Origin of the sequence: Rhodomicrobium sp. (assembly GCF_047605405.1) — a bacterium.
In the GTDB taxonomy this organism is placed as follows: domain Bacteria; phylum Pseudomonadota; class Alphaproteobacteria; order Rhizobiales; family Rhodomicrobiaceae; genus Rhodomicrobium; species Rhodomicrobium lacus.
In genome coordinates, this window is record NZ_JASGFR010000007.1 from 63,070 (window position 1) to 85,624 (window position 22,555).

The window sequence follows — 22,555 nt, forward strand, 5'->3', positions numbered from 1 at the left end:
CGGGAGGTGGACGGCTGGCGCTGCCACGTTGAACGCAAAGTCTCACGGCTATAGTGTCGCGCCTCAAAATCGGTTCGGGCGCGCGGGGCGTCCCGGGCCTTGAGACAATGCGAATTTCGCCGTGACCGAATGGCTTCGGCGGGAAGAACAGGAGAGCGGCGTGGACGACGCATCAGGGTTCGACGGCGGAGCGGATATCGGGTTGAGCGGCGGCAGCATCGACAAGTCGGCGAAGGAGCAACTCCGTACGGTCGTCGAGCGCATCGAGCGCCTTGAAGAAGAAAAAGCCGCGCTCGCGGGCGACATCAAGGACATCTATGCCGAGGCAAAGGCAAACGGCTTCGACACCAAGGCGCTGAAGAAGATCATTTCGCTGCGCAAGAAGGACGCGCAGGAGCGGCAGACCGAGGAAGCCATCCTCGCGACATATATGCACGCGCTCGGCATGCTCGAATAAGCTGCGCGCGGGCTTCGGTCCGCGCTTCAGAGCGAGGATCGTCTGGAGTGCGTCCGGTAGAACGTGAAACGATTTCGGTCGCGCGTCGAACAGGGAGATGGGTCGCGCTTTCGGTTCCATCGAGGGCCGATTCTATGGCCGCCGTTCGCCGCCGGAGAACACGGCTTTCGCGATGATGCGGCCCGCATTCGCCGCCTGCGTTCGGAGTTTCCGCCAGTCGAAGCCCTTGTCGATGTCCTGAAGCGTGCGCACGAGTTGTGCGCGCTGCGCCTCGGGCATCTTCTCCGTGATCGCGGCCCAGATGGCATCGACATTATAGAGGCCCACCCCGGTATCGAGGCAGGCGGCGATGGTGTCCTCGTCGGAAAAGCCAAGGTCGGCGTCCGCCGCTTCGAGCGCGCCGCGGATCGAGGCCGACTTTGGGTTCGACGCATCGTCGAGATCGTAGGGCGGTGACCACGCGCGCGCGGGCCGCAAGCGATCCACGTGGCTCAGCACCAACAGCATCGGCGGGCGGCGGCGGTTCGGCCGTTCGGCGAAATGTGCCCGGATGGCTTCGAGCGCGCGCGCGTCGAGGTCGCGGTCGGGGCGCATCGCGCTCGCCACCCAAACGACGAGATCCGCGTTCGCCGCTTCCTCCACCAGCACCTGCAAGGGCTCGGCGGTGCTGTCGAGGCCGGGGCTGTCGAGAAGCAACGCCTGGGGCACGCCCTCGCGTTTCAGTTCATAAGCCGTGAAGCCGTTCGTGAGCGGAAGCACGTCCGAGCCCGCGCGGATTTCGGAAAGAAGCGCGTTCACGAGGCTCGACTTGCCCGCGTTGACCTGCCCGCCGATGAGGAGGCGCAACGGCTCGGCCTCCACCTTCGCGGCGGCGCGGCGGTCGCGTTCCGTGGCCTCGGTCACATGCGCCTGAAGGTCTTCCGGTTCGACACGCAGGCGTCCGCCGTAAAGGTCGATGGCGGCGCGTCCAACCTCTTTGACATAGGCCCGCGCGAGCCGCTTCGCGAGTTCCTCGCGCCCCCAGCGATACATCTGGTTCGACATGCGCTCGCGCAGTTCCTGCGTGACGGCGGTCGCCGGGTTCAGCATGCGGATGATGCGCCAGATGTCGTAACCCTTCTGCGCCACATCGATCAGGGAGCGATACTCATAAATGCGGATCATCTGCCCGATGGTGAGCTTGTCTCCCAGCGGGATGTTGTTCGCCACCACGGGCTTGAGGCGCACGGCAACCTGCTCAACGATGGTCAGGGCTTCCGGCGCGGTAAATTCCCACAGCGGTTTTTCCTGCTCGGGGTGGAGTTTCCGCGCGACCGCGTCGATGGTCCGCTTGCCGAGCGCCCAGAATGCGGACCAACTCGTCAGATCGTCCACCTTCACCGTGTCGGCGACATCGAGCACCGCATCCCACGCCTGCGTCTCGCGCGGGCTCCAGCTATCGGCTGCGGCGTCCTCAGGAAGCTCCACGTCGCGCGGCCCGCGCAGCGGAATGTCGAGGCGACGGAACATGGCGAGCTGAAACAGAAAGGCGAGGCCGACAAAGGCGAAAGCGCCCGCGACCCAGTAAAGCGCGTATCCCTTTTCCCACAGCCACAGGCCGCCAAGCGGGATCAGCGTCAGCGAGGGCAGCGCAAAACACAGCGCGACGAGGGCGACGCGAAGCCAGAGCAGATTGTCCTTGCCACCGCTCATGCGCGAGCGCCTTCCGGCTTGCGGTCGTCCTCCGACTTCGCACGAAACCGGAAAGCTTCCGACAGCGCGGCGGCATAGGCTTCGGCCACGCCTTTCGGGTCGCTCTGCCCGAGACGGCGACGCGCGAGGAAATAGCAGGCCGCCTTGCCGATGGCGAATGTCGTGGCGAAACTCGTGGCGGCTGCCGCCGCCGCGCCCGCCGTCTGCCCGTAGCCCGGAATGAGTTTCGCGAGCTGGCGCGCGCCGAACGCCGCCGCCATGCGCGTCACGACCGCCGCGCCGAGGCATGCGCCGAATTCCGACAGCGTGCGGCGATTCCATTCCACATCGTAAATCCGGGCAAGGCTGTGCAGCATCTTGGCCTGGACCACGGGAACGGCGACCGCGCCTGCCAGCGGAACCACATCGGCGGCGGCAGCGGCGCTTGAATAGCCGACGATATGAGGATGAGCCTCGCGCGACAGGGTGTCTCCGGCCCTGCTGCTGCTATCCTTCAGGGCCGCGACGATGCTGGCGGGCGCGGCTTTTTCGAGCGCCGCCAGAAGCTGGGGCAGGCCGTAATTCACCGGGTCGAAACCGTCGTCCTGCTGTGTGAAATCGATGGGCACGAACAGCACGAGACCGTCGCCCGGCAGACCGGCAAACAGCCCGCGCTGGTGAGCAAGGCTTCTGGCGAGGTCCGGGGGCACCGGACCAAGCACCTCAAGCGCGGCGCCCGGCTCGCCGTAGGGATATGCAGCAGGATGGCCTTCACCCGTCTTGTAGCCATCGTGCAGCGTGGTCTGCGCGACGACGACGGGCCAGCCGGGATGACGCGCGCGCGCCGCCGTCACCGCGCTCAAGACCGCATCCTGCTGCGGATCGAGCGCCTTCATCACCGCAAGAATCAGATGCGACTGGCTCTCATGCACCGCGATGTCTTCGGCGGGATCGTACCCCGTTTCACCGAGGCCGCGCGTATCGAGGAAACGAATCACCGGGGCATCGGCGGGGAAGTCGAAGATCTGCGCGGTCCTCGTGCAAGGCTTGTAGCCTTGCCCGACCTCCGCCGCAGTTACGCCCGTGAGCGCGCGGACGATGGACGTCTTGCCGGACTGTACCTTGCCGATGAGCCAGATGACCGGTGCCCGGCTCTTCGCAAGCTCCGCCACCCTCTCGTCGGACGGGCCACCCGCTGCCTGCGGCGTGAGCACATTGTCGCGCACGACATTCCAGCTTCGCGCCAGGGTGCCTTCAAATTCTTCTCGCCAGGTCATCGCCGCCGGTTCCGCTCATGAAACGAGCTATCATTTTGCCCCGTGAAACACCGGCGAAGCGGTGTTTTCTCAAGGATGCGCGATATTATATAGGGACTAACGACGCCGTTACAGGTCCGGCCGCATCGGGTCGCTGGCCGGTCGTTCGCCCGCTGGCGCGGCGGAGTTTCGCCAGCCTTGCGGGACATTGCAGACTTGTCACGGTTCTAAAATTCTGGCACGCTTCAACCCGTTGGCGCGATAGCCTGGGCAATGCTCGGCCCGTGAACCATTTGTTCAGGAAACAAATGCGTTTCGGGATCGGGCTTTTGCGTGCCTGAATGACAACTGGGCAGGGGACGACACGAAATGACTACGGGCGGCATTGACAGCGGAAAATACGGTAGCGAAGCGGCAAAGACCGCGACGCGAAAACATCGCCGCTAGAAGCCGCGCGCGCGGTACGGTTCGATAGCGCGCCCGACGAACGATATAGAACCGACTCCTCATTAAAAATCCCTTGCGAATTCCTAGAGCCATGACCGATACCGCGATGCCTTCTTGTAACAGCTCCCATTCCGCCCACGGCTTTCCCGAGCCGCAGGGGCTCTATCATCCCTCGCGCGAGCACGACGCCTGCGGTCTCGGCCTCATCGCCAATATCAAGGGCGTGAAGAGCCACGCAATCGTGCAGGACGCGCTCAAGATCCTGCTCAACCTCGAACATCGTGGCGCGGTGGGCGCGGACCCGCTCGCAGGCGACGGCGCGGGTATCCTCGTGCAGCTCCCGCACGATTTCTTCGTCGCGGAAGGCGAAGGGCACGGCTTCAAGCTGCCGGAGCCCGGATATTACGGCGTCGGCCAGCTCTTCATGCCGCAGAACCCCGAGGTTCGCGCGAAGTGCGAAACCGTTGTCGAGACGGTGCTCGCCGAGCAAGGCTTGCCGTTCATCGGCTGGCGCGATGTGCCGGTCAACAATGAGTCGCTGCCGGAGATCGTGACCGCGACCGAGCCGTTCCAGCGGCAGGTCTTCATCGGCCGCCCGCATTGCATCTCGGACGAAAGCGCCTTCGAGCGCGCGCTCTACGTTGCGCGGCGCATCATCTCGAATCGCGTGCGTGCCGAAATCGGTGCGGACATCAACTTCTATCCCGTGTCGTGCTCCTGCCGGACCATCGTCTACAAGGGCATGTTCCTGTCGTATCAGCTCGGCGAATATTACAACGACCTGCATCATCCGCTGTTCGCGTCAGCGCTCGCGCTCGTGCATCAGCGTTTCTCCACCAACACCTTCCCGTCCTGGAAGCTCGCGCACCCTTACCGCATGGTCTGCCACAACGGCGAGATCAACACGCTGCGCGGCAACGTGAACTGGATGGCGGCCCGGCAGGCGAGCGTCTCGTCGCCCCTGTTCGGAGGCGAGATCCAGAAGCTCTGGCCGATTTCGTATGAGGGCCAGTCCGACACCGCCTGCTTCGACAACGCTCTCGAATTCCTGACGCAGGGCGGCTACAGCCTCGCGCACGCCATGATGCTGCTGATTCCCGAAGCCTGGGGCGGCAACACCCTCATGGACGAGAAGCGGCACGCCTTTTACGAATATCATGCCTCGCTCATGGAGCCGTGGGACGGCCCGGCAGCGATCGCGTTCACGGATGGCAGGCAGGTCGGCGCGACGCTCGACCGCAACGGCCTTCGCCCGGCCCGTTACGTCGTCACGACCGACGACCGCGTCATTCTGGCTTCCGAGGCAGGCACGCTGCAGGTGCCGGAAGAGAAGATCGTCCACAAGTGGCGGCTTCAACCCGGCAAGATGCTGCTGATAGACCTCGACGAAGGCCGCATCATCTCCGACGACGAGATCAAGACCGAACTCGCCAGCATGCGTCCGTATCAGGAGTGGCTGAAGCACGGGCAGGTGCGCGTCGAAAGCCTGCCAGCCGTTACGTCGTCGCAGCCGAAGACGAACGTTTCGCTGCTCGACCGTCAGCAGGCGTTCGGCTACACGCAGGAAAGCTGGAAGTTCCTGCTCGCGCCGATGATCGAGACGGGACAGGAAGCCATCGGCTCGATGGGCACCGACACGCCCATCTCCGCGCTGTCGTCGCGACCGAAGCTGCTCCACACCTATTTCAAGCAGAACTTCGCGCAGGTCACGAACCCGCCCATCGACCCGATCCGCGAGGAATTGGTGATGAGCCTCGTGTCGTTCATCGGCCCGCGCCCGAACATCCTCGACCTTCAGGGCACATGGAAGCTGAAGCGGCTTGAGGTCTCGCAGCCGATCCTCACGAACGAAGAGCTGGAGCGCATCCGTCACATCGCGGATCACCCCGACACGCCGTTCCGCACGGTCACGCTCGACGCGACCTACGGCGCGGACCTTGGCGCACCGGGCATGGAGCGCGCGCTGGACCTCCTGTGCAAGCGCGCGGAGACTTCAGTCCTTCAGGGCTGGAACATCATCATCGTATCCGACCGCGAAGCCAGCGCCGACCGCATCCCGATCCCGAGCCTGCTCGCGACGAGCGCGGTGCACCATCACCTTATCCGCAAGGGCCTGCGCACGTCGGTCGGCCTTGTGGTCGAAACGGCCGAGGCGCACGAGATCCATCAGTTCGCGGTGCTCGCGGGCTTCGGCGCGGAGGCCATCAACCCTTATCTCGCCTTCGAAACGATCGAGGCGAAGCTCGGCGAGCTTTCAAAGCCGATATCGAAGAAGGAAGCCGAGAAGCGCTATGTGAAGGCCATCGGCAAGGGACTGATGAAGGTGATGTCCAAGATGGGCATCTCCACCTATCAGTCCTATTGCGGCGCGCAGATCTTCGATGCCGTTGGCCTTCGCTCTGACTTCGTGAACAAGTATTTCACCGGTACGCAGACAGCCATCGAGGGCGTCGGGCTGGAAGAGATCGCGCGCGAAACCGCCGAGCGTCACCGCCTTGCGTTCTCCGACGCGCCGGTCCTCAAGGACACGCTCGATGTCGGCGGCGAGTACGCCTATCGCGTGCGCGGCGAGGATCACGCCTGGACGCCCGACACCGTCGGCGACCTTCAGCACGCTGTGCGCGGCAATTTGCCGGAGAAATATCGCTCTTTTGCGAAGAACCTCAACGAACAGGCCGAGCGCCTGATGACCATTCGCGGCCTGTTCCGCATCAAGGAAGCGGCCGAACTCGGGCGCGCGCCTGTGCCGGTCGACGAAGTTGAGCCGGCGAGCGAGATCGTGAAGCGCTTTGCCACGGGCGCGATGTCCTTCGGCTCGATCAGCCGTGAGGCGCACACCACGCTCGCCATCGCGATGAACCGCATCGGCGGCAAGTCGAACACGGGCGAGGGCGGCGAGGAAGCCGACCGCTTCAGGCCGCTCCCGAGCGGCGACAGCATGCGTTCGGCCATCAAGCAGGTCGCCTCGGGCCGCTTCGGCGTGACGACGGAATATCTCGTCAACTCCGACATGATGCAGATCAAGGTGGTGCAGGGCGCGAAGCCGGGCGAAGGCGGCCAGCTTCCGGGCCACAAGGTGGACGAAACCATCGCGAAGGTGCGCCACTCGACGGCGGGCGTGGGCCTCATCTCGCCGCCGCCGCACCATGACATCTACTCCATCGAGGATCTGGCGCAGCTTATCTTCGACCTGAAGAACGTGAACCCCGAAGCCGACGTCAGCGTGAAGCTCGGTTCCGAAGTGGGCGTGGGCACGGTTGCGGCGGGTGTCGCCAAGGCGCGCGCGGATCACATCACCATCGCGGGCTTCGAGGGCGGCACGGGCGCGTCCCCGCTGACATCGATCAAGCATTGCGGCAGCCCGTGGGAAATCGGCCTCGCCGAAACGCAGCAGACGCTGGTGCTCAACCGCTTGCGCGGCCGCATTGCGCTGCAAGTCGATGGCGGCATCCGCACGGGCCGCGACGTGCTCGTGGGCGCGCTTCTCGGCGCGGACGAGTTCGGCTTCGCGACCGCTCCGCTTATCGCGGCTGGCTGCGTGATGATGCGCAAGTGTCATCTCAATACCTGCCCCGTGGGCGTCGCCACGCAGGATCCGGTGCTTCGCGCGCGCTTCAAGGGCACGCCGGAGCATGTGATCAACTATTTCTTCTTCGTGGCGGAAGAGGTGCGCGAATACATGGCGGCGCTCGGCGTCCGCTCCTTCAATGAGCTTGTCGGCCGCACAGACTGGCTCGACAAGGAGAGGGCGATCCAGCACTGGAAGGCGCAGGGCCTCGACTTTACGAAGATGTTCCACAAGCCGGAAGTTCCGGCGGGTGTCGCCAGCTATCACACCGAGCGTCAGAACCATCCGATTGCGCATGTGCTCGACCGGAAGCTGATCGAACTTGCGAAACCCGCGCTCGAAGAGGGCAAGGCCGTCAAGCTCGAAGTGCCGATCGTGAGCGCCGACCGCTCGACGGGCGCGATGCTGTCGGGCCGCGTCGCCAAGGCTTACGGATATGCGGGCCTGCCGGAAGACACCATCTGGATTTCGCTCAAGGGCACGGCCGGGCAGAGCTTCGGCGCGTGGGTCGCGAAGGGGGTGACGCTCGATCTCGAAGGCGAGGGCAACGACTATGTCGGCAAGGGGCTTTCGGGCGGCAAGCTGATCGTTCGCCCGCCGTCGAACACGTCGGTTGTGCCGGAAGAAAGCATCATCGTCGGCAATACCGTGCTGTATGGCGCGATTTCCGGCTCGTGCTACTTCCGTGGCGTCGCGGGCGAGCGTTTCGCGGTGAGGAATTCGGGCGCGGTGGCGGTCGTCGAAGGAACCGGCGATCACGGCTGCGAATATATGACGGGCGGCTGCGTAGTGGTTCTCGGCAAGACGGGCCGCAATTTCGCGGCGGGCATGTCGGGCGGCATCGCCTATGTGCTCGACGAGGATGGCTCGTTCCCGAAGCGGTGCAACATGGCCATGGTGGAGCTTGAGCCCATCGATCCCGGCGACGTTTCGCCCTTCAACCAGGCGAGCGGCGACACGCTGGAGCGCTTCAACTTCGTGCATCTCATGCAGGACATGACGCTCGACGACGAACTTCGTCTCGTCCGCCTCATCGAGAACCACCGCCGTTATACGGGGTCCGAACGCGCCAAGACCATTCTCGAAAACTGGTCCTTGTACCTGCCGAAATTCGTGAAGGTGATGCCGACCGAATATCGCAAGGCTCTCGAAAACCAGAAGCGGCTTAAGGTTGCGCCGACGCCGCCTGAGCAGGCGGAGATCTCCATCGGCGTGACCGCCGCAGGTTAGCAACGCGTAGCGGGCGCTTGGCGTTGCCCGCCTGTACGTTCGCACGATCGAGACTGTCGCGAAGGCCTCATCGCCGGACGACGACACAGGACTTCAGGATTTCGGCTGTTTTCGCATAGGCAGCCGAAATTCATCACCGCAGCGCCGGCGCCGGGTGGCGACGGAAGTCTGCGACGGGGCGGCGGCAACGCCGGGCAACAGGATAGACGGCTGGCGCGTGCGCGCCGACAGCATGCAGCGCGGGTAAGACAATGGGAAAGATCACCGGTTTTCTTGAGATTGAGCGCGAAGAGCGCGATTACGCACCCGTCGCGGAGCGCACGCGGCATTTCCGCGAATTCGTGCTGCCGCCGACGAGCGAGGACGTAAGCCGCCAGGCCGCGCGCTGCATGGATTGCGGCGTGCCCTATTGTCATCGCGGCTGCCCGATCAACAACCAGATCCCGGACTGGAACGATCTCGTCTATCACGACGAATGGGAAGCGGCGGCGAGAAACCTCCATTCGACGAACAATTTCCCCGACGTGACGGGGCGCATCTGCCCGGCGCCTTGCGAGGCTGCCTGCACGCTCAACATCGACGACGTGCCCGTGACCATCAAGAGCATCGAGTGTGCGATCGCCGACCGCGCGTTTGACGAGGGCTTCATCGTGCCGGAACCGGCCGAGGTGAAGACCGGCAAGCGCGTTGCCGTGGTCGGCTCCGGCCCTTCGGGACTTGCCGCCGCGCAGCAGCTTGCGCGTGCAGGGCACGATGTGCATGTCTACGAAAAGAACGCAATGCCGGGCGGGCTTCTGCGCTATGGCATCCCGGATTTCAAGCTTGAGAAGCAGGTCATCGAGCGGCGTGTCGCGCAGATGCAGGGCGAGGGCGTGACCTTCCATTGCAGCGTCCATGTCGGCGTGACGCTTTCCGTTGCTGAACTCGAACGTGACTTCGACGCCGTGCTGCTGGCTGGCGGTTCCGAGCGCCCGCGCGATCTTCCGGTGCCGGGGCGCGAACTGAAGGGCGTCGAGTTTGCCATGAGCTTCCTCACGCAGCAGAACCGGCGCGTTTCCGGCGAGCCGCTCGGCGATGTCGAGCCGATACTCGCCACGGGAAAGCGCGTTGTGGTGATCGGCGGCGGCGACACCGGCTCTGACTGCATCGGCACGTCGATCCGGCAGGGCGCGGCCTCGGTGACGCAGATCGAAATCATGCCGAAGCCTCCGGTCAAGGAAAACAAGGATCTGACCTGGCCGCAATGGCCGCTCAAGTTGCGGACCTCTTCGAGCCAGGAAGAAGGCGCCGTCCGCGACTTCAGCGTGATGACGACCCGCTTCGAGGGTAACGACAAGGGCGAGGTCGTGCGCCTTCATTGCGTGCGCGTCGACGAAAAGATGAAGGCCGTTCCCGGCAGCGAGTTCGTGCTCGATGCAGACCTCGTGCTGCTTGCCATGGGCTTCGTTTCGCCTGTCAAGGAAGGGCTGCTCGCCGACCTCGGCGTGGAGCTCGACGGGCGCGGTAACGTCAAGGCCACCGACCGCGACTACGCGACGTCGCGCCCGAAGGTCTTCGTGGCGGGCGACATGCGGCGCGGGCAATCGCTTGTCGTCTGGGCGATCCGCGAGGGCCGTCAGGCTGCGCACGCGATCGATCTCGCGCTGATGGGAACGACGCTTCTGCCGCGATAGGGAGTTGATCCGGGCCTCTCTCGGTTGAGGCATTCGCGGCGATCTGATCGGATCACAATCCGGTCGGTAAGAGGGTCGTTGTTGACGTTTTGAGGCGGGTTCAACCCGATCGGATCCGGCTCCGATCTGTCGGTCGCCCTCCCGGAAACTGCGACGCCGTTTCAAGCCGCCGCGGCTCGCCGAGCGGCGGCAACCTCGCCCCTGAGGCTCAGCGCTTCGGCGACGTGAATTGCATGAACGCCCGCGCTTGCATCGAGATCGGCAACGGTGCGGGCAAGCCTGAGCGTGCGGTGATAGCCGCGCGCGGAGAGACCGGCCACGTCCGCAGCCTTCTCGAGCAGCGCAAGCCCCTCCCGGCTCAGGGCGCAAAAATCGTCGAGCAGGGCCGCCGGACAATCCCCGTTTATCGCGATCGCGTCATTGCCAATGATGGAATAGCGCTTGATCTGGATGGAGCGGGCCGCAGCCACGCGCGCCGCGACCTCCCGGCTTCCTTCCGGTGCCGGCGGCAAGGCCAGGTCGGTGGCTTTGACCGGTGCAACGGGAATCTGGATATCGATCCGGTCCCAGAGCGGCCCGGAGATGCGCCCTCGGTAGCTCTCCTCGCAACGGGGCCCCAGCTTGCACGTCATTCCGGGCGTCCATGCGTGGCCGCAGCGGCAGGGGTTCATTGCCGCCACAAGCTGGAAGCGCGACGGATAGCGAATGCGATGGTTGACGCGCGCAATGATCGTCTCGCCGCTTTCGATGGGTTGCCTGAGCGCATCGAGCACATGCGGCGGAAATTCGGGCAACTCGTCAAGAAAGAGCACGCCGTGATGGGCGAGCGCGACCTCTCCCGGCTTCGGCTTCGCACCGCCGCCTACCAGCGCGGCCATGCTCGCCGAGTGATGGGGTGCCCTGAAGGGTCTGGTCGCCGTCAGCGCCCCGTTGACAATGGTCCCCGCGATGCTCTGCACCATCGCGACCTCAAGGAGTTCGTGAGGTTCGAGAGGCGGCAAAATGCCGGGCAGCCGTTGCGCCAGCATGGATTTGCCCGCGCCCGGGGGGCCGATCATCAGCATATGATGTCCGCCAGCAGCCGCAACCTCCAGCGCTCGTTTGGCGCTCTCCTGCCCTCTCACGTCCTTCAGGTCGGAGGAGGAGCCGGCGCCACGTTCGAGATAGGGTCTTGGCCGCGCGAGCGCGGAGGTGCCCTTGAGATGATTAACAAGTTGCGTCAGATGCGCGGGGGCGACGATGGGCATGTCTGCCGACGCCCATGCGGCTTCGGGGCCGGAGGCGGCGGGGCAGATCAGTCCCTTGTCGAGGCCGCTCGCGCCGAAAGCCGCCGGTAACGCGCCTGCGATCGGGCCGAGGGAGCCGTCGAGGCCGAGTTCGCCGATAACGATGAAATCTTTCAGCAGGTCACCCGGAATAGCGCCGGCCGCAGCCATCACACCGAGCGCGATTGGCAGATCGTAATGCGTGCCCTCCTTTGGCATGTCGGCGGGCGCGAGATTGACGGTAATGCGCTTCGCCGGCAGGCCGAGACCGATGGCGGTCAGGGCTGCACGAACCCGCTCGCGGCTTTCACCCACAGACTTATCGGGTAGGCCAACGATGGAAAAAGAAGGGAGACCCGGCGCGATCAGCACCTGGACATCGACCCGTTTCGCGTCGATGCCCTCGAACGTTACGGTCGAAACTTGCGCGAACATTTACGCCACCCACTCGCCTACCTTCAACAAGTGGAATGGATATTATCGCCAGAATTTACGAAATCAAGAACATTCAAGGAACTTTAGCGGAACAAACCTTTTCTTCCACAACATCCCATATCAGCGCCGCGATGTCGGCTCCGCCGAAGCGTTTCACCTCGCGGATGCCGGTTGGAGACGTGACGTTGATCTCGGTGAGATAATCGCCGATGACGTCGATGCCGACGAAAATGAGACCGCGCCTTTTCAGTTCAGGGCCGATGGCGGCGCAGATATCGCGCTCGCGCGGCGTCAGCTCGGTCGCTTCGGGACGGCCGCCCACATGCATGTTGGAGCGCGTTTCGTTGGCCGCCGGCACGCGGTTGATTGCGCCCACCGGCTCGCCGTCGACGAGGATGATGCGCTTGTCGCCCGCCCGCACGTCGGGAAGGTAGCGCTGCACGACGAAAGGTTCGCGGAACACCGTCTGGAACAGCTCCACGAGCGAGCCCGTGTTCGTGTCATCCGGCTTGATCCGGAACACCGCCGCGCCGCCATTGCCGTAAAGCGGCTTGACGATGATGTCTCCGAACTCTTCCCGGAACGCCGTGACATCGTCGAGCGTGCGCGCGATGAGGGTGGGCGGCATGAGGTCGGGGAACTGCGTGACGAACAGCTTTTCCGGCGCGTTGCGGACGCTTGTCGGGTCGTTCACCACGAGCGTCTTCGGATGGACGCTGTCGAGGATGTGCGTTGTCGTGATGTACGCCATGTCGAACGGCGGGTCTTGCCTAAGGTGGATCACGTCGAGTTCGTCGAGCGCAAGCTTCTGCCTTGGGCCGAGTTCGAAATGCGCGCCCTCGATATCGTGCACGCGCAGTTCATGCCCTTCGGCAAAGGCGCGGCCTTCGCGCAGCACGAGTCGATCCGGCGTATAATAAAAGATGGAGTGATGGCGGTTCTGCGCTTCGAGAAGGAGCGCGAAAGTCGAATCGCCCCTGATGTTGATTTTCTCGATCGGGTCCATCTGGACCCCGGTTTTCAGACGCATCCGGTCCTCGCTGAAAGAGGGTTCGGAGGAGACTTAAAGGGCAGGGACGATTTAGGCAAGAAAGGCTTGCTCGATATGCGAAAGGCCCTGCGTCGGGCTCACCAGAATGACGTCGAAACTGGCGGAGTCATGAGAAAGCCCCGGGTTCTCTCCGAGAAAAACTTCAGCGGCGGTCGCAATCCGCGCCTGCTGTCGAGGCAGCACCGCATAGGCCGCTTCATCCTGCGTGCGGCGGCACTTCACTTCCACGAAAGCGAGATGATCCCCGCGCTGGGCCACGAGGTCGATCTCGCCGCCCTTGGTCTTGTAACGCTCCGCGATAATTCGATAGCTCTTCGCCTCGAGAAGCTGCTTCGCGCGTGTTTCTGCGGCGACGCCGATCTTGTAGGAGGTTGGCGCACCCCTGGCATGGCTGGCTGCGATCATGACGCCTCACCCTTGATCTTCAATGCCAAGTTGTAGACCGTTTTCCTTGCGACCCCAAGCCCTTTCGATACGTCTTCAACAGCTTCCTTGAGCCTCGCCGTCTTCAAGGCGGCGCGAAGCGCGCTTTCGATGTCGGCTTCGGTTGCGGTCGCGGCTTCGCCGGGAGCGATGAGGAGTACGATTTCGCCCTGGGGCGGATCGACCTCGAAGGATGCCGCCAGCTCGCGCGCGGTGCCCTTCATGATCGTCTCATGCAGCTTCGTCAGCTCGCGGGCGACCGCAAGCGTCCTTTCCGGATAGACGGTTTCGATTGCGGCGAGCGCGGCTCCGATGCGGGAGGGCGTTTCATAGAAGACGAGTGTCCCCGGCACCGTTCGCACGGCTTCGAGAACATCCAGCCGCGCGCCGTCCTTCGGCGGCAGAAAACCGCCGAAGAAGAAGCGGTCGGTCGGCAGGCCGCTCGCCACGAGCGCCGACAGGATCGCCGATGCGCCCGGCACCGGAAAGACGCGTATACCCTCGGCGGCTGCATCGCGCACGAGCTTGTAGCCGGGGTCGGCGATGAGCGGCGTACCGGCGTCCGAGATGAGCGCGATCGCCTTTCCCTCGCGCAGCGCGTTCATTATGCGCTCGCGGTCCGCCTCGCCTGAAAAGTCGTGATAGGTTTCGAGCTTGCGGCCGATATCGAACGCTGAAAACAGCTTCCGGCTGTGGCGTGTGTCTTCGCAGTAGACCCGGTCGGCGGATGTCAGCACGAAGAGAGCGCGGATCGAGATATCGGAAAGGTTGCCGATGGGTGTCGAAACGAGGTAGAGCCCGGGATCGAGAGGGGAGGCGTCCAGCCTGTCGAACTGCCGCGACACCGCGGCCAGAAGCGCCGCAGCGCGTTCCTGCCCGATTGTCGATGTCTCGTCGCCGACTGCATCGGTTTGTGGAATTTTCGGCGCCCGTCGCTTCGTCATCACCAATCAGCCACAGTTGCCGAACACGGTAAGCGTGCTCGAAGCGCTTCGCGTCAGACGCGACTCGTAACAAGGTGGTCTTGCCTCCATAACCGGCGCAGGTCAACGGAAAGCTGATATTCGATCCCGATGAAACTAACGAGTGAACACGCCTTCGCGCGATCCCGCATCTTTCTCGGATTCGCTTTTCTGATCATGTGCCTGGGGCTCGCCGCCTGCTCGGTCGGCGGCACCGGGAGCGGCAGTCTTGCAACCTCCACGCCGCCGCGCGGCGCACCGGCGGGCGGCACGGTGAAGGTGGCGCTGCTTCTGCCGCTCACGGGCAACGTGAACGCGCAGCAGGTCGCCAAGGCCATGAAGCAGGCGGGCGAACTCGCGCTCTTCGATTTCGACAAGCCGAATGTCCAGCTCATTCCCAAGGATACGCGGGGAACGCCGGACGGTGCGCGCCGGGCGGCGGATGAGGCCATCAGGGACGGCGCCGAACTCATCATTGGCCCGCTGTTCGCCAACGAGGTGACAGCAGTTGCGCCCGTGGCCCAAGCCGCCCGTGTGCCGGTGCTCGCCTTTTCGAGCGACCGCAACGTTGCCGGAAACGGCGTCTATCTCCTCAGCTTCGTCGCGGGCAGCGACGTGCCGCGCATGGTGTCCTACGCCGCCGCGAACGGAAAGAAGCGCTTCGCCGCCTTGTTCCCGCAAAACGACTATGGCCGTATCGTCGAGCAGGCGTTCAACCGCGCCGTGCAGGCGAATGGCGGCCAGGTCGTGCTGACGAAGTCTTTCCCGCCCGAAGCGAACGGCATGCTGGCCTCGGTGAAAGACCTTGCGCCGCTTGCGAAGAAGGGCGCCGCGCCGCAGGTCGATGCGATCTTTGTGCCCGCGGGCGGCGACACACTGCCTTCGCTCGCGCCGCTTTTCCCCTATTACGAGATGGATACGCAGGCGGTGAAGATGATCGGCCTTTCGGGCTGGGATTATGTCGGCGTCGGCAAGGAGGCCGCCTTGCAGGGCGGATGGTTCCCCGCGCCCGATCCGAAGGGCTGGGAGGATTTCACGCGCCGCTATTCCGAAACCTATGGGGAGATGCCGCCGCGGCTCGCAAGCCTTTCTTATGACGCCGTCAGCCTCGCGATCTCGCTCTCCAATAACCCACCCGAGCGGCGCTTCGCGTCCTCCGAGCTGATGCGCGCCAGCGGCTTCAACGGCGTCGACGGGCTGTTCCGTCTTCGCGCGGACGGCACAGCCGAACGCGGCTTCGCGATCATGGAAGTGCGCTCGACCGGCAACCAGACCATCGATCCCGCGCCTGCAAGCTTCGGGACCGCCGTTGCGCAGTATTAGCAGCCGCTGAACGGGAGACGGCTCAAATCGTTTCGAGGCTCGACGCGACGGCCTCGACCACGGCGTTCAGCACGAGGCGGCCCGCCGCCGTTGTGATGATGCGGCCATCGCCGCGCACAATCAGCGCCTCGCCTTCGAGCATCTCGATCACGGATGCGGCGGGGCGAAACCCGGTACGCGCCTCCATTCGGCGGGCGTCTAGGCCCTCGCTGAGGCGAAGCCCCATCAGCACCGCCTCTTCGGCTTCATCGCGGGCTGAAAGCTCGACATGCTCCTCGCGGCCATGCCCCAACGCTTCCACTTTCTCCGCCCATGCGAGCGGCGACTTCAGCGCCGCCGTGGCGATCTTGCGCCCTGACGCCCCGCAATATCGCCCGTGCGCGCCGGGCCCCACGCCGAGATAATCGCGATAGCGCCAATAAGCGAGGTTGTGGCGGCTTTCCTCGCCGGGCGCCGCGTGGTTGGAGACTTCATAGGCGCGAAGCCCCGCCGCCTCGCAAAGCTCCTGCGTGAGCGCATAGAACTCGGCCGCGAGTTCCGCCTCGGGAAGGCGCAGCCGTCCACGGCGTTGCAGCGCGAAGAAAGCCGTCTCGGGTTCGACGGTGAGCTGGTAGAGCGAGAGATGGCCCCGCGCGAAGGAAGACGCCTCCGCCAGCTCGGTGCGCCAGGCGTCGAGCGTCTGGCCGGGGCGCGCGTAGATCAGGTCAAAGCTCATGCGATCGAAGGTGCGGGCGGCGATGCTTAGCGCGGCGCGCGCTTCGGCGGCGTCGTGGATACGGCCAAGCGCTTTCAGCGCCCCATCGTCGAGAGACTGGATGCCGAGCGAAATGCGGTTCACCCCCGCCGCGCGATAGCCCGCGAAGCGGCTCGCCTCGACGCTCGACGGGTTCGCTTCGAGGGTGATTTCGCAGCTTTCGGAGACCGGCCACAGCGCCGCGATGCGGTCGAGCACCGTGCCGGCCGTTCGCGCCTGCATCAGCGATGGCGTGCCGCCGCCGAAAAAGACGCTCGCGACCGGTTGACCGGCGGTTTCGTCCGCATAAGTCTCAAGCTCGCGCAGGATTGCGGCAAGCCAGCGGGCTTCATCGATGCTGCGGGCGGCGTGGGAATTGAAATCGCAGTACGGGCATTTCTTTTCGCAGAAAGGCCAGTGAACGTAGACCGCAAGCGGCTCGGCGGCGCGCGCCTCAGAGCGGGGAGACGAGGGCGGCCTTGAAAGCGGCAAAAGCGTTGGCGCGGTGGGAGATCGCATGTTTCGCGGCCGGGTCCATTTCGCCGAAGGTCAGATCGCGGCCATCGGCGACGAACATGGGATCGTAGCCGAAACCGTTCGTTCCGCGCGGCGGCCACACAAGATGGCCCGCGACGGTTCCCTCGAAGAATTGGACCTCGCCCGCCGGATTGGCAAGACAGAGGACGCAAACGAAGCGCGCGCGGCGTGCTTCGGGCGCGGTCGCGCCGCGAGCGACAAGCTCGGCCTCGACCTTCCTCATGGCAGCCCCGAAATCGCGAGACTCGCCCGCCCAGCGCGCCGAATAGATGCCAGGCGCTCCGTCAAGCGCGTCGACGGCCAGCCCCGAATCGTCGGCGAGCGCAATCTTGCCCGTCGCGACAGCGGTCGCCACAGCCTTCAGGCTCGCGTTTTCCGCGAAGGTCGTGCCCGTCTCTTCCGGCTCCGGCAAGCCAAGCGCCGCCGACGAGACCACGCTCACGCCTATCGGCGCGCACAGGTCTTCGAACTCGCGGACCTTGCCCTTGTTGTGCGTCGCGATGACGAGGCAATCGCCGTGTTTCAGCGTGAGGCTGGTCAACGAACCGCCCTCCTCGTTGCGTCGAGGCAAGAGACAGCTTTCGCGCGGCAGCCGAAGCGCGCGCGGAAAACCATCGGGCGGAGGCCGATCAACCCTGGCGAGCCTTGTAGCGGCGGACCTTCTTGTTGATGATATAGAGGCGGCCACGGCGGCGAACGACGCGATTGTCGCGATGGCGCGTGCGAAGCGTCTTGATTGAATTCTTGATCTTCATGGTCAAATTCCAAGCGCTCCACTCAGTCGCCATCAGGCCGGTGGCAAGCGCAAGCCAATAAGGTTGAGGTTTACGAACGCGCGAAGACGAAATGCGCTGTCGAAGGCTTTTGCTAGCATGCTTTTTTACGCTTTCCAACCCCTCTCCGGCGTTGGACAATAGGAGAAGCGCCCGTGTAACCGGCAAAAGGCCGCGAAAGCGCCAAAAAAAGAACCCGCGTTGGCCGGTCGTTTAAGCGTTCAGTGAAGATTTTGCGTGAATTCTATGCGTATGATCCATTTTCGTGTCCTTGCCATCAGCCTGATTGCCGGAGCGGCAACCGCGCCGGTCGCTCTTGCCTTCCCGGCGCATTCGATTCCCGGGGTGCGTTCCGTCGACGGCGGGCTTCTGCAACACGTTGCCATAGGCTCGGGCGCGAACGCCGCCATCACTCCGTGCCCAACCGCGCTCCCGGCGTTTCAAAATGAGGGACTCAGATCCTCATATGGCGGCGAAGGCGCGCAGCTTCCCGGTGCGGGCCTCGGTCCGGCGGCGGGTATCACCCGGTATGTGGTGAGAAATCCCTTCCTTGCGTTCAACGGCGCGCATGTCGACGCCGCCCCGGACAGCGGATGGAGCGTCCGGGTCATCTCCGTCAAGGGCAACGCCTGCACGCGATAGGCTACCGGCGTAACGTTCTTTACCGGTCGTCTCCTACGGCTCCGCCTTGTTCGGCGCACGCTCGCGGAGCGTCTTGCGGCGGATGGCGCGCGTCACGAGCCGCCCCGATTGCCGCGCGGCATTCTGAAACTCGGCGCGGAATTCGTCGCGCATGTCGTGAATCGACGCGATGGCCAGACCCGCCGGAATGCCAAGCGCCACGAGCGACGCCTCCGAAAGCTGAAGGCTTGCTTCGATCGTCTCCGGCACGGCATCGGTCACGCCGATGGCGTAGAGCTGATGGGCATGCGTCGCGTCGCGAGCGCGCGAAAGAATGACAAGGTCGGGCCTGAGCTTGAGCGCGGTTTTCACGATTTCGATGATTTCGTCGCCTGCCGTTATGGTGATGATGAGCGCGGAGGCTCTTTGCAGGCCGCAGGCGCTCAGGAACGCGGGATTACCGGCGTTGCCGTAATAGACTTCGCGGCCGAGGCGCCTGTGTTGCGACACGACATCCGGATCCTTGTCACTCGCGATGAACGGAAAACGGTGCCGTTCGAGGAGCGAGCAGAGCACCTGTCCGACGCGGCCATGGCCGACGACGATGGCGTGGTCCTTCAGTTCCGTTTCCGGCAGCGCGAGAAGAGCTTCGTCGATGTGCGGCCGCTTTGCCGACGCGCGCTCCGCCAGTCTGCGCCCCGCGAAGTCGAGAATGGGTATGAACGCCATGGAGAGAGAGACGACGGCCAGCGCGGGGCCGGAGATCTCCGTTGGAATCAGTTTCAGTCCGGCCGCAAGCCCGAGGCCGACGAAAGCGAACTCTCCCGCCGGGCCAAGGAGCAGCGCCGTTTCGAGGGCTGCCGGGCGGGGCACGTTGAAGAGCGGCGCAATTCCGAGGACGATCGCGGCCTTCACGATCACGAGAGCGACGATCGCGCCGAAGACGAGGCCCGGGTAGTTGAGAATCTCGCGGAAATCGATTCCCATCCCGACGGTGAAGAAGAACAGGCCGAGCAATACGCCCTTGAAGGGCTCGATGGCGATTTCGACGGACTTTCTGTATTCCGTTTCCGCAAGCAGGAGTCCGGCCACGAACGCACCGAGAGCCATGGAAAGCCCTGCGCGGCTCGCTGTAACGCCTGTGGCCACCACCACGAACAGCGTTGCCGCCATGAACGGCTCGCTCGACCCCGCCGACGCCACGAGGCGGAACAGCGGCCGCAGAAAAAGCCGCGCCACGATCAGGATGAAACTGAGGCCGAGGGCCGCTTTCATGAGCGCCAGCGCGAGCGCTTCGTAAACGGACGCTTCGGCGCTCGAACCGAGGATCAGCAGGAAAAGGAGAAGCGGCACGACCGCGAGATCCTGTGCGAGGAGGATCGAAAAGCTCGCGCGGCCGGTTGCGGTGGAGAGGCGGCGCTGGCAGGCGAGGACATCGACGACTATGGCGGTCGAGGATAGCGCCAGGCACCCGCCCAGAATGATGGAAAGCCGGAGGTCGAGCCCCGCCGCAGCGCAGATCGCAGCGATGACCGCCGTCGATGCGACCACCTGAAGCGAGCCAAGCCCGAAGACGAGGCGGCGCATCGTCAGCAGGCGATTATACGAGAGTTCGAGCCCTATGGTGAAGAGCAGGAACACGACGCCGAGTTCGGCGATGCCGCCGAGCGCCTTCGTGTCGGTAATCGTGATCCACGGCAGCACGCCATATTCCGCGCGCAGCGAGCCGAGGCCGTAGGGGCCGAGGATGGCGCCCGCGCCGAGATAGCCGAGCACGGAACTGACTCCCAGCCGACGGAGCAGCGGCACGACGATACCCGCGGTGCCGAGCACCACGAGAGCATCGCCGTAGATGTCACCGCCCATGGGCGTGGTCATGCCATGCCTTTCAACCTCGTCATCAGGAGCTTCCGAACAGCCAGCCGACGAAGGACGCGCTTGCGTTCTGCTTTCGGTAAACCCTTGCAAAGGCGAGCATAGCAAGAAACTTGCCGATCCACGAGCGAGGGATAAGGGATTGTTCCGATGCGGATCTTGAACCGCTACGACGGTCTGACGGCATTCAGCGTGCGCTATGCCGATATCGTGGGCTCGGGCTCTGGTTTCGGCGCGCTGGCGAAGCCGCTCCGCACATTCGGGCCGTACCGCACGTTGAAGAGGCGCACGAAATTCGGCTCCTGCGAGGAATGCTTCGGGACCGTGACGCCGAGCGCCTCGCGCACATAGCGGTCGTGCATATGCTTGAATTTCATCGGATAGCTGCAAATTTCGCCATCGATATGCACGACGAGCCCGTCGCCCTGGATGAGGTCTTCGTCCGAATCCTCGATGGCGAGGCGCGTATAGCCCGAGACGCCGGAATTGCTCTTCCACATGAATTCGATCTCGGAATCCTTTTCGGACGGGAAGCGCACATAGGACGAGCTGAAGGAGGCCAGCTCCGTCCCATCGGCTGCGTAGGCGCGGCCAGCGGCCTCGTAGCGACGCCGCCGCCAGTTGAAGAAGATATTCACAAAGGCGTAGCGCAGGTCGCCTTTTTGCCAGACGGCCTGAAAATAGCGGCCCGCATAACGCTCTTCGGGCTTGAGCCTGCGGCGGATCGTGCGGGAGCGATAGGCGAGGTCGCGCCAGTAGAGGCTGATCCAGGTGGCAAACACTGAAAAGCCGATCAGGAACAGCAGCCTGAACGCCTCGCCGCCCTGAGGCGGTTTGTCCAGAACCCAGCTCATGAGCCAGATGAGCGCGTCGCGGATGACTTCGAACATGGCGTCCCCAAAAGTTGAGACGGATTTTCTTAAAATTGGAGAAGCACGCAAGCGCAATTTGCGCAGGTCGGGTTTTCGTCCCGCTTTCGATTCACCGAAGGTTAAAGCGCTTTCTTCTATTACCCGTATCAGTTGTTACGAGTTCGGGAGACACTCCGTGGGCGTGACGAATGAGTCCTTCGACGCGGAGGAGATGAAGCGGTGCAAGGCGCTGGCCTATCTTCTCGGCATTGGCGAAATCGAGGCGGGCGACACCAGCCTGAAAGGCCGTCTGTCCATCATTGCGCAGCTCAAGGCGGCGCGGAAGGTCGAAATTGCGCGTGGGCATGCCGGTTCGTGGCTCTACGACGTCAACCGCCACCTGAATATCTGCGCATTTCTGCGCCGTGAATACGAAGCGCTGGAAGCGATGATTGCGGCTGAGGCGGGGGAAGCTGCACCTTCGAGTGGCGCCATCGCCCGGAGCGCGTTCGACAAGCGCATCTCGCGAGCGGGCAGACCGTGAAGAAGGCGATGATAACCGACCGTCAGTTGATGAATGCCATCAATTTCGACGGAAAGAGCGCCGCCGAGCTTCGTGCGCGTACCGAGCGCGCGCTCATCGCGGAAGGCAAGGTGCGCCGCGTGAAGGCGCTCGCGATGAAAGCCGTGTCCGATCTGCCGATTGCGGGGCAGGAGCGCGAGGCCTATGCGAGCGAGGCTTACGCGGAAGCCGTGGCGGAGGAGGCGAGCGCAGCGGCCGCCCTCGAAGAACTGAAGGCGGCGCGGGCGCATGCGCGGCTCACGATCGACATCTGGCGCACGCTCGAAGCGTCGCATCGCGTGGTGTCGAGCTATCCGTGACCTGCCGGACGGAGGCGCGCACCTGTCGCGCCTCACCTGATCAACCGCTTGGGAGCATGAGAGGGAAGGCCCCTTTATGCGTCGTGCCGCAAATCGAGCGCGGCTCGACGCTTTTTGTTCAGGTGCCGGTCAGCCTGTCTCGGTCAAATCGATGCCGATGCTGCCGAAGCTAATGCCGGTGGTGGTGGCGAACGCGATCTTCGAGGTCATAACGGTTGAGGCCGATGTCGCGAAGCGCGCGGTCGTCGAGCTGTTCGAGTTCGGCGACGGCGTTGCGTATCTCGGCTTCCGCGTTCCAGCGACGTTTGACGGACGACAACAGGCCGAGCGCCTTATCGAAGAAGCCGCCCGTCGCCATGGTGGAAGCCGCATCGCCAAGAGGTTGAGCGTGTTTCATCGTTGTCATCGTACTCGTCTCCAGTATCCCGCGCCGCTATGCCGCCGACGCTGGCGGACACCAGATATGCTCCCCTTCCTTCGATAAATGAAATCGATTATCGTTTGCGTAACGATAAGCATTCC

The 22,555-nt window shown here is 64.0% G+C and carries 19 protein-coding genes; 7 read left to right on the plus strand and 12 right to left on the minus strand.

The window, feature by feature from the left end; translation table 11 throughout:
* The first annotated feature begins 196 nt into the window (after nt 1–196).
* A complete protein-coding gene (locus QM659_RS04645) occupies nt 197–457 on the plus strand; it encodes a DUF2312 domain-containing protein (protein WP_181952103.1) in 261 nt (86 codons plus the stop codon).
* Nucleotides 458–589: 132 nt separating this feature from the next.
* On the opposite strand, the gene QM659_RS04650 is transcribed toward QM659_RS04645, so the two are convergent.
* A complete protein-coding gene (locus QM659_RS04650) occupies nt 590–2,149 on the minus strand; it encodes a GTPase family protein (protein ID WP_415187546.1) in 1,560 nt (519 codons plus the stop codon).
* Complete coding sequence (locus tag QM659_RS04655; RefSeq protein ID WP_415187547.1) at nt 2,146–3,405, minus strand: GTPase family protein; 1,260 nt, start codon at nt 3,403–3,405, stop codon at nt 2,146–2,148. The genes QM659_RS04650 and QM659_RS04655 overlap by 4 nt, the downstream gene beginning before the upstream one ends.
* A gap of 517 nt (nt 3,406–3,922) precedes the next feature.
* On the opposite strand from QM659_RS04655, the gene gltB reads away from it, so the two are divergent.
* A complete protein-coding gene (gltB, locus tag QM659_RS04660) occupies nt 3,923–8,629 on the plus strand; it encodes a glutamate synthase large subunit (RefSeq protein ID WP_415187548.1) in 4,707 nt (1,568 codons plus the stop codon).
* A gap of 251 nt (nt 8,630–8,880) precedes the next feature.
* Nucleotides 8,881–10,302: a glutamate synthase subunit beta gene (locus QM659_RS04665; protein WP_415187549.1), complete on the plus strand. Its 1,422-nt coding sequence runs from the start codon at nt 8,881–8,883 to the stop codon at nt 10,300–10,302.
* 161 nt (nt 10,303–10,463) lie between these two features.
* Here the strand turns inward: QM659_RS04665 and QM659_RS04670 are convergent, their stop codons facing one another.
* The 4 genes from QM659_RS04670 to rsmI all read right to left on the minus strand — a co-directional run bounded on the left by QM659_RS04670 (nt 10,464) and on the right by rsmI (nt 14,420).
* Nucleotides 10,464–12,002 carry a YifB family Mg chelatase-like AAA ATPase gene (locus QM659_RS04670; RefSeq protein WP_415187550.1) on the minus strand — a complete coding sequence of 513 codons (1,539 nt, stop codon included), beginning with the start codon at nt 12,000–12,002 and terminating at the stop codon, nt 10,464–10,466.
* 73 nt (nt 12,003–12,075) lie between these two features.
* Nucleotides 12,076–13,032 (minus strand): glutathione synthase, encoded by a 957-nt coding sequence (gene gshB, locus QM659_RS04675; protein WP_303487758.1) that lies wholly within the window; start codon nt 13,030–13,032, stop codon nt 12,076–12,078.
* Nucleotides 13,033–13,083: 51 nt separating this feature from the next.
* Nucleotides 13,084–13,458 carry a YraN family protein gene (locus QM659_RS04680; protein WP_415187551.1) on the minus strand — a complete coding sequence of 125 codons (375 nt, stop codon included), beginning with the start codon at nt 13,456–13,458 and terminating at the stop codon, nt 13,084–13,086.
* Nucleotides 13,455–14,420 carry a 16S rRNA (cytidine(1402)-2'-O)-methyltransferase gene (gene rsmI / locus QM659_RS04685; RefSeq protein ID WP_415187552.1) on the minus strand — a complete coding sequence of 322 codons (966 nt, stop codon included), beginning with the start codon at nt 14,418–14,420 and terminating at the stop codon, nt 13,455–13,457. The genes QM659_RS04680 and rsmI overlap by 4 nt, the downstream gene beginning before the upstream one ends.
* Nucleotides 14,421–14,549: 129 nt before the next feature.
* Here rsmI and QM659_RS04690 point away from each other — a divergent pair, with 129 nt between their 5' ends.
* The gene (locus QM659_RS04690; RefSeq protein WP_415187553.1) at nt 14,550–15,761 is read left to right on the plus strand and encodes a penicillin-binding protein activator; all 1,212 of its coding nucleotides are present in this window, start codon (nt 14,550–14,552) and stop codon (nt 15,759–15,761) included.
* 22 nt (nt 15,762–15,783) lie between these two features.
* Here QM659_RS04690 and hemW read toward each other — a convergent pair whose 3' ends face one another.
* The 3 genes from hemW to ykgO form a co-directional block, all read right to left on the minus strand.
* Nucleotides 15,784–17,013, minus strand: a complete 1,230-nt coding sequence (hemW, locus tag QM659_RS04695; protein WP_415187554.1) for a radical SAM family heme chaperone HemW — start codon at nt 17,011–17,013, stop codon at nt 15,784–15,786.
* A complete protein-coding gene (rdgB, locus tag QM659_RS04700; RefSeq protein ID WP_415187555.1) occupies nt 16,949–17,572 on the minus strand; it encodes an RdgB/HAM1 family non-canonical purine NTP pyrophosphatase in 624 nt (207 codons plus the stop codon). The genes hemW and rdgB overlap by 65 nt, the downstream gene beginning before the upstream one ends.
* A gap of 88 nt (nt 17,573–17,660) precedes the next feature.
* On the minus strand, nt 17,661–17,786 hold the full coding sequence (gene ykgO, locus QM659_RS04705) for a type B 50S ribosomal protein L36 (protein ID WP_127075245.1): 126 nt from the start codon (nt 17,784–17,786) through the stop codon (nt 17,661–17,663).
* A gap of 255 nt (nt 17,787–18,041) precedes the next feature.
* Between ykgO and QM659_RS04710 the strand changes: the two genes are divergently transcribed.
* A complete protein-coding gene (locus QM659_RS04710) occupies nt 18,042–18,446 on the plus strand; it encodes a hypothetical protein (protein WP_415187556.1) in 405 nt (134 codons plus the stop codon).
* Nucleotides 18,447–18,479: 33 nt separating this feature from the next.
* On the opposite strand, the gene QM659_RS04715 is transcribed toward QM659_RS04710, so the two are convergent.
* Both QM659_RS04715 and QM659_RS04720 read right to left on the minus strand, forming a co-directional pair.
* Nucleotides 18,480–20,303 carry a cation:proton antiporter gene (locus QM659_RS04715; RefSeq protein WP_415187557.1) on the minus strand — a complete coding sequence of 608 codons (1,824 nt, stop codon included), beginning with the start codon at nt 20,301–20,303 and terminating at the stop codon, nt 18,480–18,482.
* 194 nt (nt 20,304–20,497) lie between these two features.
* The gene (locus QM659_RS04720; RefSeq protein WP_415187558.1) at nt 20,498–21,190 is read right to left on the minus strand and encodes a hypothetical protein; all 693 of its coding nucleotides are present in this window, start codon (nt 21,188–21,190) and stop codon (nt 20,498–20,500) included.
* Between the two features lie 157 nt (nt 21,191–21,347).
* Here QM659_RS04720 and QM659_RS04725 point away from each other — a divergent pair, with 157 nt between their 5' ends.
* Entirely contained in the window at nt 21,348–21,695 is a 348-nt protein-coding gene (locus tag QM659_RS04725) for a hypothetical protein (RefSeq protein WP_415187559.1), read from the plus strand.
* Nucleotides 21,696–21,703: 8 nt separating this feature from the next.
* Entirely contained in the window at nt 21,704–22,033 is a 330-nt protein-coding gene (locus QM659_RS04730) for a hypothetical protein (protein WP_415187560.1), read from the plus strand.
* Nucleotides 22,034–22,202: 169 nt separating this feature from the next.
* Here QM659_RS04730 and QM659_RS04735 read toward each other — a convergent pair whose 3' ends face one another.
* Entirely contained in the window at nt 22,203–22,439 is a 237-nt protein-coding gene (locus tag QM659_RS04735; protein ID WP_415187561.1) for a DUF1127 domain-containing protein, read from the minus strand.
* Nucleotides 22,440–22,555 lie beyond the last annotated feature (116 nt).